The organism is Pseudomonas lini (genome assembly GCF_964063345.1).
Classification (GTDB): Bacteria; Pseudomonadota; Gammaproteobacteria; order Pseudomonadales; family Pseudomonadaceae; genus Aquipseudomonas; species Aquipseudomonas lini_B.
The window spans coordinates 1-18,945 of the sequence record NZ_OZ061318.1 but is presented as its reverse complement, the minus strand read 5'-3'; the positions used below and the strand labels follow the sequence as shown (position 1 = coordinate 18,945).

Below are 18,945 nucleotides of genomic sequence, written 5' to 3'. Positions count from 1 at the left end.
TTACAAATATAAAAAAATCGGAGCGTTATAAGTGAGCGTAAAGAAAATTTCTGCAACTTTGGTGTTTGGCAGCATTGCCCTAAGTGGCCAGGCGTTTGCTGACTTCCTAAGTGATAGCAAAGCTACCTTGGGAATGAGGAGTTTCTACTTCAATAACGACAACCGTGATGGCACCGCTGCCCCTTCGAAAACCGAGGAGTGGGCGCAGGGTTTCATGTTGGACTTCAAATCGGGATATACGGATGGCGCCGTTGGTTTTGGTGTTGATACCCTGGGGTTGCTGGGAATTACCCTGGATACTGGCAAGGGACGACACGTCGGCAGCTCTATGATTCCCTCGGACAGTGACAACCGCGCCGTCGACGAGTGGAGCCGGCTGGGGCTGACCGGAAAAGTCAAAATGTCGAAGACCGAACTACGCTACGGCACCTTGATTCCGAAACTTCCGATTCTGGTCGCCAATGATGGACGGGTGCTTCCACAAACCTTTGAGGGCGGCCAAATCACCTCGAGCGAGTTCAAGGATCTGACCCTGACGGGTGGGCGAATTGAACATGCAACAGGTCGCGGTTCAACTGATCAGACGGGGCTGGCCGCTATGGGCGGTACGCGTGAAAGCAACCAGTTCGACTTCGCCGGGGGCGACTGGAAAGTCACCAAGGATCTGACGGCTCAGTACTACTATGCCCATCTCGAGAACTACTATAGCCAGCAGTTTTTCGGACTGATTCACACGCTTGCGTTCTCGGACAATCAATCCCTGAAAACTGACCTGCGCTACTTCAAAACTGACTCATCAGGTGAAAACAGCTCCGGTACATCGGGTTACAGGGTCAGTGGCTACACCAAAAACGGTGATGGCGTGATCGACAACCGTCTCTGGAGCGCTGCATTGATATACACCCTTGGCGGCCATGCGATAACTGCGGGCTACCAAAGCGTTTCGGACGGTAGCAGCTTCACCCAAGTCAACCAGGGTAGCTTGGTAGATAAAGGCGCCGGAGGCAGCAGCTTGTACCTGTATACAGATCGTCTGATCCAGAGCTTCACCCGTGCAGGGGAGCGTGCATCTTTCGGTCAGTATGCCTATGACTTTGCCGCTCTGGGTGTCCCAGGCCTGAAAGCCTCGGTCATGTACGTCTCCGGGGACAATATCAAAACGAGATCCGGCGACAATCAGAAAGAATGGGAAAGGGATATTTTTTTGGACTACGTCCTTCAGTCGGGGGCACTCAAAGGTGTTGGCTTCGGCTGGCGTAACGGTAAATCCAATAGCGAAGCCGCCCGTGATCAAGATCAGAACCGGGTGTTTGTAAGCTACAGCATTCCACTTCTCTAAGGACGCAGCATAAACATATCGCGCTCATTTCGAGAGTTCTAAGCTGGTCAATTTGCCTCTGAGCTGACACGTCCTGTTGACGCCGACGCCGACGCCGACGCCGAATTGACCCACGTGCTGAAGCAAGCCTGACCCACCTCAAAATCTGCACAAATCCCGCATGGGCAATGGTTCGAGAGGAACAGACTGGGTCAGTGATATCTCGGCAACTGGGTCAATTAGGCATCGGTGCCAACATTGAATACACAAAAAAGCCCGAGAAGGGCTTTTTGTGTAGCTGGTTACTAGACACATCTCTGACTCGACACGTTCTGCGAGTGTAGCAAAACCTACAGTTAGTGCTGGTGCAGGTCAAGTAAACAGGCAGATCTTTACAGGGGGGATATCGATGCCGGGAGCGGGTATTCGTCGGCGTTAAGTACCCAGCCTTCCTTCAAGGAAAAGTCGACCCGAGGGGGGGAAAAAATATCGATCAATTGATTCCGCCCGTCCTCCATACCTCGCGATGTGTGAATCGCTGGCGGAGGAATAACCGCGAGAGATGGAGAGGCACAGAACTCGTGGTCGTCGGCACGCCAGGTGTTCAAGTCTGAATTCCATGGCCAGCGCACGTGGTGAGTGAACGCGCCTTCCAGGGCAAGGGATCCCTGCTCAAAGGTATCGTGATGATGCGGCGACAGCTTGGTAATGTCCCGTGGCCCTATCTGGACGGGAAGTACATTGATCATAAAGGTCGAACAACGCCAGATTCGACCAAATCTCCCCGGCTCGTCAGCTACATCAAGGCCGTAGTGCCTTACCTTAGGGCCGGTTGGTGGTTCCGGCCATTTTTCAAACGGAGGGATGTTCGCGTGTTGAGTTTTGTATGCTGCGGAGTTCGCGCAAAGATCGCAAACATCGTTGTTTTGGGTCGTAATCATTAGCGTGAGACGACCTCCATCTTGCAAGCGGATCGAACTTGGGCCAGCCGGTACGAATGCTATAGAACCACCTTTCACTTGGGTCTGGACGCCTCCCCAGGTGATTTCGAAAGGCACGTTGGTATCTAGGGACAGAACGGCATATTCGTCCACCTGATTTAGTCGCTGGATCTCACCGCCCGGTTTTGCATCGACATGGCCTACGACGAAGTTTTGGCCGCGTGCGTACCAAATTTCCACGTGGTCTTGGGAGACAGAAGGGGGGGTAGCATAGAAGCGAGCATACTGAGCTGGGTAGGACTCAGCAGCTTGTGCTTGACCATATGCTGCGAGACTAGCTCGGGGATCAGTGGACTGGCCCATGGTGGCTCCTGATAAAAGAATTAGGTTCTGGCAGAATTGGAATCGGCGAACGCGCTGAGCGCCTGAGCGGCAGCCGTGCGAAGAAAGCCTTGGTCAGACGATATGACGAAAGCTCCAACGCCTCGAGAGTAAAACTCTGCCGCCTCCTGCGGTGTTGAGGCCAAGAGAAATACCGCTTTCCCAGCTTTAACAGCTGCACTGATCACCTTGGAGGTCGCCTCCTGAACCACTGGCGCACCTGGTTCCCGATCATTGAGAGCAACCGCCATATCCCCACGCCCGATGAACACAGCGTCTAGTCCATCCACACCGAGAATTTCGTCGATGTTGGATACGGCTTTGGGGTCTTCAATCATGCCGATCACGATGACCTCATCATCAGCTTGATCAACGTGCTGCCATATCGTTCTCTGTCCATAGCCGCCTGCGCGAGGCGAATTCGAAAAGCCACGACCCTTGCTGTAGCGGCTCTCAGCCACCAAAGCTTTCGCTTTTTCCACCGAATCTATATGCGGGGCTATTACGCCGGCGGCTCCGGAATCAAGTGGAGATAGAATGTGGCTGGTAGACGTCTCGGCTATCCTGACCAACGCTGCGATACCGCTGGCTTTAGCTGCCAGCAGTAGATGATCAACTGTTCCTCTATCAAATGGCGCGTGCTCCGCATCAATAATCACGAAATCAAAGCCGAGATCCCCGAGGATTTCAATTGCTTGGGGGGACGGAGATTTAATGAAAGTGCCGAGCAGTGCGCGATCTGTTGCCCTCAGTTGTTGCCGAAAACTTGCCTTAATGGAGTTCATAAGTAGGTTGCCTTGATTGTTTTTGGAACCGCCACCTTGAACGAGCATCGATCTGATGCGCGCATTACCTGAATGCAGCATTACAGGAAGGCTCCAGCGCCGCTCTGTAACGCTGAACTAGCTTGCAGCCAAAAATCGAAGTGCAGCGGCCATAAAATCTTTGTTCTCAGGAAGATGCAGATGGTCAATGCCGGTCAGGATTTCTACCGATGAATGCGTAATAGAGTCGGCAAGCAGATCAACGGGATATGCGACCGTGTCTGCGTCGCCTGAGACAAGCAGCACAGGGCACTCCACCGCCTGAAGCCGTTCGGGGGTCAATACAGGGTTAGGCTCTCGTCTTAAGCATGCGGCAATCGCGAGTGGATCATTACCCGCAGAAACACCATAACGGGCGAGCATTTTTGCCACCGGCGGGGAATCCTCTGGAATCCCTTCTTCTAGGCATTGGGCAACGACTGTACCTAGAGCTTCCGGTGCAAATACGTTCCCGCCCAATCCACCGAGGACAAGTGCAGTAAACCGTCCGGGCTGCCTTGCTTCGATCTCGAGCAATATTTTACAGCCCAACGAGTACCCGATTCCGAGTAAAGCTTGGTCGTTGGGCAGTTGGGCCATAACCTCACTCGCGAGATCCGCATACTGTGCAGGATCGTGTGACCGAAGGGCGTCACCGTGTCCGGGCAGATCTATACCCACTGGATCGAATCCAGAGTTACGAAGCAGGTCAAACCAGCCGTTGGCGTTCCACACGGATTGGGCCGATCCGCCCCAACCGTGGATGAGTACAACAGATTTACGATCAATCGATTGAGACATGGAACGTGTCCTCCAAGTGATCAATGGGTAACGCTGCAAACCAAGAGGAGACTGCAGGCCGCTCATCTAAGGTGTTAGTGTGATGCTGCGTCCCACCCTTCAGAGCCAATGCCTCGACCAATTCCCAGGCGGCGTTCAGCAGACCGTAATGTGTTTTCGATCAACATTGTGACCGTCATCGGGCCTACTCCACCTGGCACTGGTGTAACCCAGGAAGCACGTTCTTTCACGGAAGCGAAATCGACATCGCCCACAATACGCCCGTCAGGCAGCTTGTTAATGCCTACATCAATGACTATTGCATCGCGTTTGACCAGCTGGCCAGTGATGAGCCCTGGCACGCCCGCCGCAACGATTAGAATGTCCGCCAGGATGGTGTATTGGGCTAGATCGCGTGTTTTGGCATGACACACCGTAACCGTGGCTTCTTTCTGTAGAAGCATAAGTGCCATAGGTTTTCCAACGATGTTCGAAGCACCTACAACAACAACATTTTTACCTGCGACATCAATCCCAGTTGTATCCAAAAGCAGCTGAACGCCATAAGGCGTGCAGGGTGGAAATATGCTGTTGCCAACAACCAAGCTTCCGACATTGTATAGATGAAAACCATCAACATCCTTGTCCACAGCAATTGCCTCTAGGATCGTTCTCATGTCGATATGAGATGGCAAAGGCAGTTGGACGAGTATGCCATGTACGTCGTCATTCCCATTGAGCTTGTCTATAATTTCAAGCAGCTGATCTTGCGTAGTATCCGGAGGCAGCAAGTGAGGGAATGACCTGATGCCACAATCATCGCACGCATTAATTTTATTTCTTACATACACCCGAGACGCGGCATTATCCCCTAAAAGAATAACAGCTAAACCAGGTCGAATATCTTGATCGGCCAGTTTAGAAACTCGAGTTCGAAATGCTAGTCGTAGCTTCGATGATAACGCTTTGCCATCGATAATCCTGGCAGTCATTTTTTTCTCCAACAAAAAGCGGGCTGGCAAGCGTCAACATTTACTAATCGCTTACCGCGACCTGCTCCTTATTCCTCACGAAAAGGGTACAGGCGCGGTATCCGCAAATGATCAGCTCCCTTGGAACACTATTGTCTTGTTACCATCGACAAAAACTCGGCGCTCAATGTGGTACTTCACAGCTGCCGCTAGAGCCATACACTCATTGTCGCGTCCAACCCGAACCAGTTCTTGTGGCTTGTAGCTGTGATCAACACGCGTGACGACTTGATCGATGATTGGCCCTTCGTCAAGATCGGATGTTACATAGTGCGCCGTGGCGCCAATCTGCTTCACACCTCGTTCGAAAGCTTGGTGATAGGGCATAGCGCCTTTGAAACCAGGCAAGAACGAATGGTGAATGTTAATGCACTTTCCAGCGAGCTCAGCGGTAAGTTCATTTGAGAGAATTTGCATATACCGAGCTAGGATCACCAGCTCCGATTGCGTCTCCTCAACAATTTCAACTAAGCGAGCTTCCTGCTGCGCCTTGTTGTCTGAGTTCACAGGGAGATGAACAAAGCGAATACCTTCTCGCTCAGCCATGGGTCGCAGTTCCTGATGGTTCGATACCACTGCGGTGATCTCCATGTTGAGATCACCCTTACGGCGGCGGTATAGCAGGTCATCCAAGCAGTGGTCGAACTTCGACACCATGATTACGGTTTTAACTGGAAGGCTTGGATCAAAGAAGTTCCAAGACATACCCAGCCGCTCAGCAATATCTACAAAACCGTCTTTGAGTTCGTCAAGTCTAGGCGCCGCAGCCTCAGGCTTAAACAGTGCGCGCATGAAGAAACGTTCAGTCGATTCATCATCGAATTGCTCAAGGGAGCAGATATAGCAATCATTTTCCGCAAGAAAAGAAGTAACTGCCGCGACAATACCTTTAGTCGCTTTGCAGGTAGCATTCAATATGTACGTCTTTTCGTTTTTTGGCTTATCTGGCGCAGCCATGATAATTCTCCGCACGCATAATCATTAATACGTAATGCAAGGTGTAGTAAATAACACTTGAGTCAGAGCTTGGTCAGGTCGGCTCGGCGAGTGTCTTGCTTGTAAGGAGCACGTGCAACGGTAGCTCGAAGTTTGATCTGTGGCGTACCTGGATCGCCCCACAAAACCTCAACTTCAGTACCAGGCTCGGCGTATGCGACATCGATGAAACTAAGCGCAAGCACTTTGCGGAAGTAAAGGCTATAGCCAGGGTGTGTGGCATGACCCACGGTTTTGTCGTCTTTGAGGATCAGATCTGTCCATGCCATCTGATGCGGAATATCTGGATATTCGAACTGACGATAGACTTCACCATCGCTGAACAAAGACGCATGGACGGCCTTCACGTCGTCACTATTGAACTCCAGAGTGACGACTTTGCGACGGGGAGTCTCAAGTTCAATCTCTAGTGCTTTACGCCCAATGAAATCATGATCAAACGAAATATTTTTGCCCCAGCCCATTTCGACGGGACTGCGGTACAAATCAGAGAGCTCATCACCGTCCCAACTTCCTGTGAATGCGCCAGAAAAATTGAATCGCAAAACCGTCTCAAATGGCGTGCCCCGCCATTCGTCCGGCAAATTCTTATCATCGGCCATGAAGTCTAGGTAATCCTGACGACTTTTATCTGACAGCGCGTTGTAGAAGTGCATGCTCCCAGTGGGGTAGCAAGCTTCAAGGTGGTTGATCATCAGATTTCTCGCGCCCAAGCGGCGCATGCCGAACTCTGGGGCCAGTTCCATGACCGCCGCAACCAATTCATCCCGTTGCGTGATTGGGCCCTGTAACTCGAAACCTATTTCACCGGCCATGCCTTGGCGCAGGAAGGTAACATCGAGGTTTTTCACCTTACCCTTCTTGGTGTACATGAATTTGACGTCTCTCAGGCTTTCGCCCGCGAGCTTTTCACAAAGTCCTAACGCGTTTGGCCCGGAAATTTGCATTTTATAGCTGACTGGGAAACTGGCTTGCGCGTCGTAACCCTTCGATTTGAGGTGGTAGTAAACCCATTGGGGGGTACCGCATTGGTACTCGAAATCGTCCTCGGCGTGTCGAAACAACACACCCTCAGAAATGACTTTCCCTTCCTCATTGCATTGGATGCAATGCTTGGCGCGGTTAAGAGGCATACTGTCAAAACTGTTAGTAGAGAGCTCGGTGAACAGTTTCAGTGCGTCGGGGCCTTTGATACGGATCTGCGGGACGAACGACCAGTCCCCCATATAACAAGTGCTTTTCCACGACATCTGTTCATCCATCCACCCGGTATACTCAGGGGTATTTCCAGTGGTGGTGGACGCATAATGAGGCACTACAGCGGTGAAGGCGCGATAATCAGAAGCTTTAGACATGATCAATAACTCCAGTTAATCTTATTTTAATAGGGTGTTTAAAACTAAAACGCGACTGAATTTCGGCCTTTCAATTGCAGCATTTGTCGCGCTTCTTCTGGTGTTGCTACTTCAAGCGATAAAGCCTCGATGATCGTGCGAACTCGTTTCACCTGTGACGCACTGGATGTTGCAAGTTGACCAGGAGACTCCCAGAGTGAGTCCTCTAGGCCAACACGGACGTTTCCACCAATGGATGCAGAAATAGCTGCAATCGGCATCTGTCCTCTGCCTGCCCCTAGAACCGACCACACATAGTCTTTTCCAAATAGGCGATCAGCCGTACGACGCATTTGCAAGATATCTTCAGCGTGGCCGCCGATGCCGCCTCGAAGCCCGAATACTGACTGAATGAACAGTGGTGGTTTAAGCAGGCCGCGTTCCAAAAAGTGCGCAGCGGTGTACAGGTGTCCGATGTCATAGCATTCAATTTCAAAGCGGGTTTGATTCTCGCTGCAAGACTGAAGAATATAAGCAATGTCTTTAAATGTATTTTTGAAGACCCGATCTTCACTTCCGGCGAGATAAGGTTGCTCCCAGTCATGTTTGAATTCTTTGAAACGACCAAGCATTTCGTAGAGACCAAAGTTCATGGAGCCCATGTTGAGAGAAGCAATCTCAGGTTTTAGCTGAAGAGCCGGCTGTAAGCGCTCTTCCACCGACATGGTTGGCGAGCCACCAGTGGTGATATTGATGATTACATCTGAGCTGTCCTTGATTCTAGGAACAAATTGACGGAACAGACCTACGTCCTGGGTAGGTCTACCGTCTGATGGATCGCGTGCGTGCAAGTGAACAATAGCGGCACCTGCTTCCGCTGCCTCCAACGCCGCTGTCGCAATTTCATCCGGTGTTACAGGCAAGTACGGTGACATTGACGGCGTGTGAATAGATCCGGTCACCGCACACGTGATAATAACTTTCTTGTTCATATTAATACCCTGATTTAACTTGGCCGACACCAAGTCGAGGTCATAATTAGATTTGTAGTGTGCTACCCAATAGCTGATCAGGCTTGGCGTGATGAAGGATCGCTATGAACGATTCCTGCTCCGACCGCAAAGGTTGTTTCGCCTGAATAAAAATCAACCTGGAAATCTGTCCGTTCATCGCAGGCTTGGGCAGCTGCAGCTGCCGCGATCCAAAGTCGTACTTCTGATCCGCCATAACCAGCGGCATCCAGGACTTCGGTGTCTGTCCAGCTGTCAAATTGTGTGAGGTCGCCGCTCGCAAGTGTGGACAAAAACTTTTTGTCCCATTCTTCGTTTATCCACGGTGCAGTAAAAGTCCCATCTACTAAGTTTTTACTTAACTTGTCCATTCCAATGACAACATCATTGCGCCATTTTTCGCGAGTAATTGGCCCCTTTTCCCCACCATGTACAAGGTAGTCTCGTACATCCAGGTTTGGAGCAGTGTGGTACTGTGGAAACACAAAGTCAGTCTGATGAGATAGACCGCCAGTACCCAGAAACGCTATGCGCTTATTCAGCGAGCGCGCGAAGCGACCAATTTCTTCGCCCAGTAAACGGCAGCGCCGCAAGGTAGGTCGAGGATCTGCGATAGTATTGATATGAATAGGAAGAACTGGACGGGCGTTGAGCTCGCCCATGAAATAGTGCAGTGGATTAGAGAATCCGTGATCGACCTCCATGGCGTATGAGGTCGTGATGTCAAATTCGCGCTCGTTAAGGTGTTCTGTCAACGCTGTAGCCACATCCATCGGGACGTCGAGCGGGCCAGGCCAGCCACCGCAATCGTCCAAGGCCTCTGCTGCATGTATCACCACGAACTGGGGCATAAGCTTCAGGTGGATACCATCCATATGGTTCCCACCGAAGATAATCACCAGCTCAGGATCGAACGCTTTGAATTCTTCTACGCGTTTTTCGTAGCTCAGCCAAAATTCGGCGTTTGCCTTCACCCCCAGAGACTCTTGGATCTTCGTAAGCGGCACATGAGGTACGCATGCGAGAAAGCCTTCGGAGGGTTTGTTTACAGATGCATTGTTGTTCTTAGACATGTGAGGATTTCCTGAGAATATTAAGTTCGCTGAGCAAATTTGGCCGCTGATGCACCGACGAAAATTGGCCTAATCAATCGGCTTTCAAACAGCCATTCTCCAGTTGCGGACAGCACCAGCACGTCATCCACATCAGCAATGGTCGAAGGCGTGTCGGAGGGCAGCGGTAAGGATCCGGAACCTGCGAAAACCATCACGACGGATCTCACAAGCATGCGTTCGCTGCTCACTACCTCTGGAGCGAAGCCGCTGGAAAAGTGCCGGGTTATCCGGCCTGATGATTGGTTTTCGCGGGTGCGTTCTGTGAAGAATTTCTCGATTTGATCTCGTCCGACCAAATCAAGCGCCCCCAGTTGGAGCCTTCCAGTAGGGGTAAACAAAAGCTGAACAGCTTTGTCTGCGCGTCCATCCGCGCATGCCCAGTAAGTTTGATTTAGGTGAAGCGAAGAGAGGTGTATCTCGGAAGAGATCATGTTGGCCTCTGAAGCGACTAGCGCAGAATGAGCCTCAGCCCTCTGCTTATTCTTGTAGTGACAGCACCCAAAGTGCATGCGTCGTTATGGGCTCAGATTGACTCATAGCAACGGGAGTTGCGCGCCTGTAAAGGACATTCGATTAGGAGCCCAGAGACGAGGGTATCGAGCATCCAGCTCTCCTGGCAAAAAGGAACGGAGGCTCAATCTGGGGTGGATTGCACCGAAGGACTCGGAGCAAAGAGGAGACGTTTGTGGAGGTCATCTGGAAATGATCGAAGCTCGAATTCGACGACGAACCTCAAGACTTGGTTCGCAGGCGAACACGAGCGAAAAAGGCTGCTTATGCAATCGAAACGCTGCAGGAGGGGACATTGACCCAGAGAGATCTTGTCCAATTGATCGGCGACGCCCAAGCCATAAGTTTCAGCCTCGAAGCTGAATGGTTCTGACACGCTACTTGGACGATGACGTCATGACCATTGACATCATTGGGTGGAAGACCCGGTCAGACCTTGGGCACGTGGATGCTTGAACGGTTTGTTTGTAGGATCGCCTCCCAGTAGAGCCGGGCGATGGTGATGATGAGCCTGAACCAGACTCCGCGCGTGAACAGAAACGATCCCCGTGCTTATCTAAAGAACGCTCTGCATCGACTGCCGATACTATGGGCAAGTGAGATTGCTCACGGGTGTCTAATAAATGGAAAGTACGGGCATCAGCCAGGGTTTCTCGGCGCAAAGTTTCCAACCTCACGACGATGAGACATTATTCTCGGAAGGTTTTCTTCGATCCAGTCAACCATTCCTTCAATGTGCTGCGCAGCCTCTTGACCCATTGGGGTCAGACTGTACTCCACATGAGGCGGTACTACGGGTAGTGATTTACGCTCGATAAGTCCATCAAACTCAAGCCCCTGGAGGGTCTGCGAAAGCATCTTCTCGCTCACTCCACCTATCTTGCGTCGTAGCCCGCTGAAGCGGTGCATCCCGCCCAACAGCATTACCAGAACCAGCACGCCCCAGCGGCTAGTCATGTGCTTGAGTACCTCACGGGACGGGCAATCAGCGCTCTGTACGTCGCCGCGTCGAACGGCGGCTGAGAACGGGTTAGAAACTTCAGTGGCTGTGCTCATGACACTTACCTTTTAGTGCGTACTTACGAAAAGTTAGCTGCACGGCTAGGGTGACTACTCTTCTATTTCCAATCAAGGTATTTGTCATGATCGCAATCACCGGAGCCTCGGGCCAATTAGGCCGTCTTGTTATTCGATACCTGCTTGAGCGCAGGCCAGCCGACCAAGTAATCGCCCTGGTCAGAGACCCAAGCAAGGCTCAAGACCTGGTCGAACTGGGTGTGACTCTACGCAAGGCTGACTACAACGAACCAGAGACCTTTACTGATGCGCTGAAAGGCGTCGATAAACTGCTTTTGATTTCCTCAAATGAAGCGGGAATCCGAACTATCCAACACCGCGCTGTGATAGATGCCGCCAAGGCCGCAGAGATCAATCTCATTGCCTATACCAGTGTTCTACACGCTGATATCTCTACCTTGGGCTTGGCTGCTGACCACCGCGACACTGAAGAGGCCTTGAGAGCATCTGGCGTACCGCACGTATTACTTCGCAATGGCTGGTACAGCGAAAACTACCTGGCAAGTGTACCTACGGCTGTGGAACATGGCGCCCTGCTGGGCAGCGCGGCCAACGGTCGAATCAGTTCTGCACCACGCGCCGACTACGCCCAAGCTACTGCGGTGGTTCTGACCACTGAGGGGCAGGCAGGCAAGGTTTACGAACTGGCAGGTAATAGAAGCTATACCTTATCCGACCTGGCTTCGATGATTAGCCAGAAGGCTGGTAAGCCTGTGATTTATCAGAACCTGCCACAGGCTGAGTTTGAAGCAGTTTTGATCAGCGCTGGCTTGCCAGCAGGCTTGGCGGCGTTGCTTGCCGACTCGGATGCAGCGGCAGCGCACGGAGCGCTATTCGATGAAAGCGGGATATTAGGCCGTTTGATCGAACGACCGACTACGTCAATTCTGGACTCCTTAACTGATTTAGTTCCTTAGGACTGCGGCGGTCAACTGCTTCCTCTCAACGAGTCTATCTGTCAGAGACCATCGCTTCGGGGGATGCTGTTGACCGAAGCCAACAAGCTCGTTCCGTCACCCACCTCATAGGGGGGTTACCATCCGCTTACACCAAACAATTAGAAAGGCAGTGCGCGAGGCCGCCCCGTCATGGCTGACGGAGCGATGAGCGGTACTGAGAGGGGGTAGTGTTAAAAGCTGATTTGAACAGCCGAGCAAAATGGCTTTGGTCGACGAAACCCACCGACCAAGCAATATCGCTGATGGATACGATGGCCTGTGACGGTGTTGCTAGCAATTGGGCTGCTTTGTTCAATCGTGTCTCAAGCAGCAAACCGCTGTAGCTCTCATTGAAAGTCGCCAGCACTCGGTGGAGGTGACGGGTGCTGATCCCGAGATGTCCCGCGATGGTAGCCGGGGTAAGGGTAGGGTTTGGATAGTATTCCAAGATGAAACTTTTGATGCGGGTAGCGAGTTCAGAATTGTGCTTTTCAGGCAATTTGACGTTTGCGACTAGGGCACACATTGCGCCGAATTGGTCAGCAAGCACGAAACGAGGCAGCGGCGCAGTCTCCAAACCTGCATCGGCAAATGCGGTCAATAATCCTTGTAATGGAAGCGACCATGGCACTCCTAGACCCAGCGGCTTGCCTACGAGACGATTAGGGTCTGGTACCCATTGCCTCAACCAATCCTCTGGCATATGTGCGGTTAGGCAAACGCTACCGTCTGGAAACTCCAAAGAGTAAGGTTTTTGATCTGAAAGAAGGACGAATGCACCGGAAGGAATCTCTGAAATCTCGTCACAATGAGAGACTTGGATTCGACCTTTTCTCGCATAAAGCAGCTCAAAAAAGGGCCGCTGATCCCGCTTTGCCATTTCTATTGAGCGAGAGGTTTTCTGTGCGTCGCACTCTAAAAAGTTGAGGTCTATCGGCCCCAAGCCATAACGCGTCCAGGAGGCTCGAAATGAGTCCTGCAATCTGCTTTCCACGGACATCTCAGCAATCTCTGCCGAAACAACTGCTTTGAAAGCATTCAGAGGCGCCAAGTCTCGCGCATCGGATGTAGACCACCGTCTATCTCGAGCTTCACTTGGGTTGATGACCACGACTGGCCTCCCTCGCGGCATATGCTGCGAAATCGCTCGCAGAGAGCGTTTGTCTTAGCATTTCAGGAGCCTCTGTTTTTATTTTAGATCTAACCTGATTAGGACACGCATCAGACCTAGTGGCACCGGAGAGTGATTCGGACAAGGACGTAACGCAGAAATGCTCCGCTACCGGGATGACGCCAATTCACTCTATCTCAGGACTACACGACGGACAACATCTGGCGTTTTTAAGATGGACATGTCCCTGAAATCCTATTCCAAGGTCGCCTTGGTGCGCGCGTCAGCTTGCGCAATCTGGCAGTCTGGCCACAGATCAGCAGCGCTTGGTGCCTCATCTGGATCGACAAAAGACCCTCGTCACTCAGGGTCTTTATTTGACCTGATTGCAGCCTTGATCTACACGCCTCTATCAATAAAAATAAAGAGAATAAGTCGTGAACAAAATCCTCGTCCTCGCAGGTGTAGTCCTTTCGTCTCAAATCCCAAATATTTGCTTCGCAGCTAACGGAACGCAGCTTACCGGTTACGGGGCCAAAGCAGCGGGCATGGCGGGAGCTAGCGTCGCATTCCCTCAGGATGCCATCGCTGCGGCTAACAACCCTGCTGGCATGGCAGAAGTGGGTAGCCGAATTGATGGCGACTTCCAAATTCTGTACGTCGACACGGAAACCGAGTTTCTGAACAGCGAGAACAAGCATAGCGGCAAGCGTTATGCGCCGATTCCAGAATTCGGGGTGAACTTTCAGGTTAATGACAGGCTTTCATTGGGTTTCTCCACGGCGGCCAGCGGAGTACTGTTTCGCTATGATGACGCGCTTATTCCTAATCCAAACGTTGATCGGGCCAAAGGAGCATTTATCCAAGCGATAGGACTTCCGACCATCGCTTATAAGGTTACCGACCAGCTTTCCCTAGGGTTTTCTCTTGCATTGGCCGCCCAACGACTTGAGATACAAGGAATTCCTTTGCCAGATGGGAGTGCAAGTAATCCAGCGCATGGCGCTGAGTATTCCTATGGGGCAGGTTGGCGTGCAGGTGCTCTTTGGAAAGCCAATCCATGGCTTTCCGTAGGTGCGATGTACGCAAGCAAGATAAAAATGAGCAGCTATAACGGGTATGAGGATGATCTACTCTCTACCGTGGATGGTTCGATTGATATACCAGAGCAATATGCATTGGGTCTGGCAGTAAAACCAACTGATTCCTTGACTGTTGCACTGGACTGGCAACATATCTCTTGGCAGAACAGCGATGCTTACCATCAGCTATTCGGATGGCGCTCGCAGGACATTGTGAGGCTTGGAGCCGCTTATGAACTTTCACCGGAGTGGACAGTTCGAGCAGGCTACAGCACTACTCGTAAACAATTTCCTTCAGAATACACACTACAAAACACGTTATTAGTTGGTATAAATCCTAAGGCGGCAACATTTGGTGTAACTCGTAGCTTCAAAAACAACGGGGAGTTGACGCTTGGGTATGAATATGATTTAAGCACAAGTTCAAAAGGCAGCGGCCCAAGTGAGGGTACAAAAATACATACCAACATGGGCTTCGTGACAGTTGGGTACGGATGGAAGTTCTGAAACTAGCGTCCGAAAAGATTTACTTTAGAGTTTAAGGAATATTACATGTACTCTGGAATCACCATGAGTCTCTTTCGGCTGCCCGAAGGATTTATCGAATGGCGCCTGGATATGCCTGGCCCAGTTAATATACTTAATGAGCAAGCTATCCGCGAGTGGGGCGAGGTGTTGGATGTGCTCGAGCAAGCTGGGGAGACTAAAGGATTGGTCATCACCAGCGGAAAAAATAGTTTCATTGCTGGTGCGGACGTTAAAAGCTTTCCAACTATATTTTCCGGTAGCGAGAAAAACGTTGAGCAGTGGGCGGCCCGCTCTCAGACGCTATGCGACAGAATTGAGATGTTGCCTTTCCCCTCAGTAGTGGCTATAGATCGGTTTGCGCTAGGCGGAGGCTTGGAGCTTGCGCTCAGTGCAGATTACAGAGTTATTACGCATGGTTCGCGCCTAGGATTGCCGGAAGTAACGCTTGGCCTTTGTCCTGGATGGGGGGGATCGGTTCGTCTATCACGCCTAATAGGTCTAGACGCTGCCCTTACCTATATAGCCGGAGGTAAGAGCATCGATTCTAATGCTGCAATTTCTCTTTGTTTGGCTGACCTAGCAGTCAAGAGTGATGAGCTTCTAAATGAGTCCATGGCCCTGTTGAAGTCTAAAGCTCGGTCAAAATCTCTCTGGGAAGGTAGAAGGGAGGTGAAACGAACCCCCCTCCAAGCTTATTCGCTCAACACGCGCGTTGAATCAGAAAGTCAGGATGATGCCTTCCAGGCACCTGCGGAAATTCGTCGTCTAGTCTTTTCGAATGCTTCTGTAGCGTTTGACGAAGCCCTACGAGCTGAGCGAGAGCTTTTTGCAAGGCTTGCGAAACGTCATGAGGCTCGCAACCTTGTGGGTTTGTTCATTGCAGAGCAGGCGCTGAAGAAGCGATCTGCACGATATGTGGCCCAGTTCCCCAAAGTGGACGTGGGAGGTGTAGTCGGTGCAGGTGTTATGGGGGGCGGTATCGCTTTCCAGATGGCGACGCATGGCCTCAATGTCGTGCTGAAGGACATCTCGCAAACGGCCTTGGATCTAGGTATTGATACCATTGAGGGATACCTGTCCAAACAAACCAAGCGCGGTAAATTGACGGCGTTCGAGGCTGAAACTGCTTTTGCGAAAGTCACCTCCACGCTGGAAGACGCGCCAATCTCTCAATGCCAACTTGTAGTGGAAGCTGTGGCAGAGAGGGTTGATATAAAAAGTGCTGTCTTATCAACACTTGAAGGGCAACTCTCCGATGGCGCCATACTTTCATCTAACACCTCGACTATTTCCATAAACACGTTGGCCCGGCATCTTTCTCGGCCTCAAAATTTTTGTGGGATTCACTTTTTTAACCCCGTCCCAGCGATGGCACTGGTAGAAGTTGTGCGGGGTGAAAAGACATCCGACGACACGATCTCTCGCGCGGTAGCGTTTGCTGCTGCGATTGGAAAGGCGCCTATAGTCGTCAATGATGGAGCGGGGTTTTATGTAAACCGTATTTTGTTTCCTTATTTCAATGCGTTCAATCGCTTGTTGGATGCAGGTGTTGGCTTTTATCGAATAGATCGAGTTATGGAGCGCTTCGGTTGGCCTATGGGGCCGGCAGCGCTGGCTGATGTTATTGGCTTAGATATTTTGGTGCATGCTGACACCGTTCTGCAGGATGCCTTTCCTGATCGGATGCTTCATCACGCTCCAGTAATTGCGGAAGAGCTACTTGACGCTGGTGCTCGAGGCAAGAAAAGTGGCTCAGGATTCTACAACTACTCGGTTGATGTTCGCGACGTACATCAAAAAACCTCATCGGTTATTGCTGAGAATTATGCAAGTGGAACAATCACAGTAGAGGAAATTTCTGATCAAGAGATAGTGGATCGGCTGATGATCCCTATGTGTTTAGAAGCTGCCCGTTGCCTTGCTGATAACACGATTTCCAGTGCCGAGGATGCAGATCTTGCAGCTGTAATGGGGCTGGGCTTCCCGCGATTTCGGGGTGGGCCACTCAGTTATATCAAATCAGTCGGTACAGAAAACTTCATGAAGTCTGCTCTGTCATTAGAATATTTGGGGCCTCTTTATCAAATGAATTTATCTTTGAGTCTATTTGATAGGTAAGGATTGTAGTCTCAAAGCTAGCATTTAATTAGTTGAGTTGCTTATGGTCGTGCGCGAGAGTTTTTGAAGGCTAGGTATTGGTGGTGTTTTTAAGTGGGTTTTTTTGTTTGTGGTTTTCATAGGGGTAGTGCTGTGCTTAATCTACGTAAGCTTATCGAAAATATGAGGGTTCAGTATAAGCTGGCGTTAGGCTTCTCTATTGCCATAATTATTGGTCTTGGGGTAACCATTTCTGGTTTCGTAGGAACCTATAAGCTCTCTTCATTGATTCACGAGAACTGGGAGGTGGTAGGGCTAGAAAGAAAGCTCGTATTTCTAACCGTCAGGTTTCACCAACAGTTTCCCGAGGTGAGCGTCAATGCGACGGCAGTATTGCCCCTGGAGCAGGATCAGTCCAACCCGCCCAGACACACCGATATCGCCTCATCAACCGGGAAAGCGCTGTCAACAGTAGGTTCTGAGCTCGGTGGCATTCAGGAGACTTTAGATACCTACAGGTCTGGCTCCGCCCCTGATCTAAATAGCCGCCTGACCGCTGCCGAGGCTTTAGCGAACTCTATAAAAAATGCCGGATTAATACTCGCTGGCGCAGCGGCGCAAATTTATGCGGATCAGAAGAGCACTGTTTATGGCATTTATTGGTTTCTGATCTCCGCATCCGTTCTGGCAATGATAGGTAGCGCCTTCGCCGTGATCGTGATCTCACGGCAACTTGTCCCTCCAATTAAATCTACAGCATTCATTGCGGAAAGCATCGCAGCAGGGGATTTACGGGAGGCTGCTCCTTCAGACCGCCGCGACGAGATCGGCCAGCTACAGCGCGCTACCCACTCCATGTGCTCGGGCCTTCGAGATTTGGTTGGTCGTATAGGTGAAAGCGCAACCCTATTGAGTAATGCCTCCGAAGAACTACTCGATGATGGCAGTGCGGCCCAGCTCAATATAGATCAACAACGAGCACAGGTTGAGCAGGTCGCTGCAGCGATTAATCAGCTGGTTTTCACCGTGCAAGAGATCGCCCGCAATACAGAGATCGCAGCAGTTTCAGCCGCGAACTCCGATGCGAAGGCGCGAAACGGGGAAGCCGTCGTTCGCGATACCGTAGCCCAGATTGAACATCTTGGGGAGGAAATGGAGGAGCTTGGCTCAGCAATGGAAAGGCTTCGCCTGGACGGAGCTAAGATCGGTCAGATCGTAGACGTCATCAACTCCATCGCAACACAGACCAACCTATTGGCGCTAAACGCGGCGATTGAAGCCGCACGAGCGGGAGAGCAAGGCAGGGGTTTCGCAGTGGTTGCAGATGAAGTCAGGGCTTTGGCGATGCGGACGCAGCAATCGACCACAGAAATTGAAGGTCTGGTGGATGCACTCCAGCAAGGTAGCTCTGCGGCTTCCTCATTGGTATTACGGGGGAACGACCGTACCCGTGAAATTGTAACGAAGGCCAAGGACGTCAGGACTCTCTTGGTAGAGTTCGGCCAGTCTGTTGCGGAAATCCAGGCCATGAATCAGCAAATCGCAGCGGCGGCGGAACAGCAGGGTGCTGCTGTAGGCGAAATAAACCAAAGTATCAAGCACGTCAGGTCATTGGCGGATGCGTCTGCGATAACGGCAGAGCGAAATACTAGATCGATTCGAAACTTGGCAGGATTAGGGTCAGAATTGACGGCGTCCGTGAGTCGCTTTCGGCTTTAACAAAATGCAGGTTCAACTGCTATTGCTCCAACATTAATTTGCGCCAGGCTATTGTTGGAGGCGCTGGCGGAACGAGCTTGGACTGCAATTCGACTTTTCCTGACGATGAAGAAGGGTAAGAACAGGGCACCTCTGACAATGGATCTCCACGCATAGCCACGCCGGGTATCTCGT

16 protein-coding genes are annotated in these 18,945 nt (G+C 51.2%); 5 read left to right on the top strand and 11 right to left on the bottom strand.

Features of this window, described 5'->3' with window-relative positions; genetic code table 11:
* Positions 1-31 precede the first annotated feature (31 nt).
* Positions 32-1,339: an OprD family porin gene (locus AB3226_RS00080; RefSeq protein ID WP_367371468.1), complete on the top strand. Its 1,308-nt coding sequence runs from the start codon at positions 32-34 to the stop codon at positions 1,337-1,339.
* Between the two features lie 371 nt (positions 1,340-1,710).
* On the opposite strand, the gene AB3226_RS00075 is transcribed toward AB3226_RS00080, so the two are convergent.
* The 10 genes from AB3226_RS00075 to AB3226_RS00030 form a co-directional block, all read right to left on the bottom strand.
* Entirely contained in the window at positions 1,711-2,622 is a 912-nt protein-coding gene (locus tag AB3226_RS00075; protein ID WP_367371467.1) for a hypothetical protein, read from the bottom strand.
* Positions 2,623-2,642: 20 nt separating this feature from the next.
* Entirely contained in the window at positions 2,643-3,506 is an 864-nt protein-coding gene (locus AB3226_RS00070) for an HpcH/HpaI aldolase/citrate lyase family protein (protein ID WP_367371466.1), read from the bottom strand.
* Positions 3,507-3,542: 36 nt separating this feature from the next.
* The gene (locus AB3226_RS00065) at positions 3,543-4,244 is read right to left on the bottom strand and encodes an alpha/beta fold hydrolase (RefSeq protein ID WP_367371465.1); all 702 of its coding nucleotides are present in this window, start codon (positions 4,242-4,244) and stop codon (positions 3,543-3,545) included.
* A gap of 74 nt (positions 4,245-4,318) precedes the next feature.
* Complete coding sequence (folD, locus tag AB3226_RS00060; RefSeq protein ID WP_367371464.1) at positions 4,319-5,215, bottom strand: bifunctional methylenetetrahydrofolate dehydrogenase/methenyltetrahydrofolate cyclohydrolase FolD; 897 nt, start codon at positions 5,213-5,215, stop codon at positions 4,319-4,321.
* 111 nt (positions 5,216-5,326) lie between these two features.
* Positions 5,327-6,211, bottom strand: a complete 885-nt coding sequence (gene purU, locus AB3226_RS00055; protein ID WP_367371463.1) for a formyltetrahydrofolate deformylase — start codon at positions 6,209-6,211, stop codon at positions 5,327-5,329.
* A 62-nt stretch (positions 6,212-6,273) separates the two neighbouring features.
* Positions 6,274-7,605, bottom strand: a complete 1,332-nt coding sequence (locus AB3226_RS00050) for a glycine cleavage T C-terminal barrel domain-containing protein (protein ID WP_367371462.1) — start codon at positions 7,603-7,605, stop codon at positions 6,274-6,276.
* A gap of 44 nt (positions 7,606-7,649) precedes the next feature.
* Positions 7,650-8,576, bottom strand: coding sequence for a 3-keto-5-aminohexanoate cleavage protein (locus AB3226_RS00045; RefSeq protein WP_367371461.1), 927 nt, complete (start codon positions 8,574-8,576; stop codon positions 7,650-7,652).
* A gap of 77 nt (positions 8,577-8,653) precedes the next feature.
* On the bottom strand, positions 8,654-9,667 hold the full coding sequence (locus tag AB3226_RS00040; protein WP_367371460.1) for a hypothetical protein: 1,014 nt from the start codon (positions 9,665-9,667) through the stop codon (positions 8,654-8,656).
* Positions 9,668-9,687: 20 nt separating this feature from the next.
* Positions 9,688-10,140: a nuclear transport factor 2 family protein gene (locus AB3226_RS00035; RefSeq protein ID WP_367371459.1), complete on the bottom strand. Its 453-nt coding sequence runs from the start codon at positions 10,138-10,140 to the stop codon at positions 9,688-9,690.
* 718 nt (positions 10,141-10,858) lie between these two features.
* Positions 10,859-11,275 carry a winged helix-turn-helix transcriptional regulator gene (locus AB3226_RS00030; RefSeq protein ID WP_367371458.1) on the bottom strand — a complete coding sequence of 139 codons (417 nt, stop codon included), beginning with the start codon at positions 11,273-11,275 and terminating at the stop codon, positions 10,859-10,861.
* Positions 11,276-11,361: 86 nt separating this feature from the next.
* On the opposite strand from AB3226_RS00030, the gene AB3226_RS00025 reads away from it, so the two are divergent.
* Positions 11,362-12,213, top strand: a complete 852-nt coding sequence (locus tag AB3226_RS00025; RefSeq protein WP_367371457.1) for an SDR family oxidoreductase — start codon at positions 11,362-11,364, stop codon at positions 12,211-12,213.
* Positions 12,214-12,382: 169 nt separating this feature from the next.
* Here the strand turns inward: AB3226_RS00025 and AB3226_RS00020 are convergent, their stop codons facing one another.
* The gene (locus AB3226_RS00020; protein ID WP_367371456.1) at positions 12,383-13,345 is read right to left on the bottom strand and encodes an AraC family transcriptional regulator; all 963 of its coding nucleotides are present in this window, start codon (positions 13,343-13,345) and stop codon (positions 12,383-12,385) included.
* Positions 13,346-13,782: 437 nt separating this feature from the next.
* Between AB3226_RS00020 and AB3226_RS00015 the strand changes: the two genes are divergently transcribed.
* The 3 genes from AB3226_RS00015 to AB3226_RS00005 all read left to right on the top strand — a co-directional run bounded on the left by AB3226_RS00015 (position 13,783) and on the right by AB3226_RS00005 (position 18,771).
* Positions 13,783-14,934: an OmpP1/FadL family transporter gene (locus tag AB3226_RS00015; RefSeq protein ID WP_367371455.1), complete on the top strand. Its 1,152-nt coding sequence runs from the start codon at positions 13,783-13,785 to the stop codon at positions 14,932-14,934.
* Between the two features lie 45 nt (positions 14,935-14,979).
* Positions 14,980-17,073 (top strand): 3-hydroxyacyl-CoA dehydrogenase NAD-binding domain-containing protein, encoded by a 2,094-nt coding sequence (locus AB3226_RS00010; RefSeq protein ID WP_367371454.1) that lies wholly within the window; start codon positions 14,980-14,982, stop codon positions 17,071-17,073.
* Between the two features lie 93 nt (positions 17,074-17,166).
* Positions 17,167-18,771: a methyl-accepting chemotaxis protein gene (locus AB3226_RS00005; protein WP_367371453.1), complete on the top strand. Its 1,605-nt coding sequence runs from the start codon at positions 17,167-17,169 to the stop codon at positions 18,769-18,771.
* Positions 18,772-18,945 lie beyond the last annotated feature (174 nt).

Excerpts from the sequence above, each read along its gene's own strand:
- AB3226_RS00045 (WP_367371461.1), bottom strand. The coding sequence starts at position 8,576 with ATGAACAAGAAAGTTATTATCACGTGTGCGGTGACCGGATCTATTCAC.
- AB3226_RS00070 (WP_367371466.1), bottom strand. The coding sequence starts at position 3,506 with ATGCTGCATTCAGGTAATGCGCGCATCAGATCGATGCTCGTTCAAGGT.
- AB3226_RS00075 (WP_367371467.1), bottom strand. The coding sequence starts at position 2,622 with ATGGGCCAGTCCACTGATCCCCGAGCTAGTCTCGCAGCATATGGTCAA.
- purU (WP_367371463.1), bottom strand. The coding sequence starts at position 6,211 with ATGGCTGCGCCAGATAAGCCAAAAAACGAAAAGACGTACATATTGAAT.
- AB3226_RS00030 (WP_367371458.1), bottom strand. The coding sequence starts at position 11,275 with ATGAGCACAGCCACTGAAGTTTCTAACCCGTTCTCAGCCGCCGTTCGA.
- AB3226_RS00035 (WP_367371459.1), bottom strand. The coding sequence starts at position 10,140 with ATGATCTCTTCCGAGATACACCTCTCTTCGCTTCACCTAAATCAAACT.
- AB3226_RS00065 (WP_367371465.1), bottom strand. The coding sequence starts at position 4,244 with ATGTCTCAATCGATTGATCGTAAATCTGTTGTACTCATCCACGGTTGG.
- AB3226_RS00050 (WP_367371462.1), bottom strand. The coding sequence starts at position 7,605 with ATGTCTAAAGCTTCTGATTATCGCGCCTTCACCGCTGTAGTGCCTCAT.
- AB3226_RS00025 (WP_367371457.1), top strand. The coding sequence starts at position 11,362 with ATGATCGCAATCACCGGAGCCTCGGGCCAATTAGGCCGTCTTGTTATT.
- folD (WP_367371464.1), bottom strand. The coding sequence starts at position 5,215 with ATGACTGCCAGGATTATCGATGGCAAAGCGTTATCATCGAAGCTACGA.
- AB3226_RS00010 (WP_367371454.1), top strand. The coding sequence starts at position 14,980 with ATGTACTCTGGAATCACCATGAGTCTCTTTCGGCTGCCCGAAGGATTT.
- AB3226_RS00040 (WP_367371460.1), bottom strand. The coding sequence starts at position 9,667 with ATGTCTAAGAACAACAATGCATCTGTAAACAAACCCTCCGAAGGCTTT.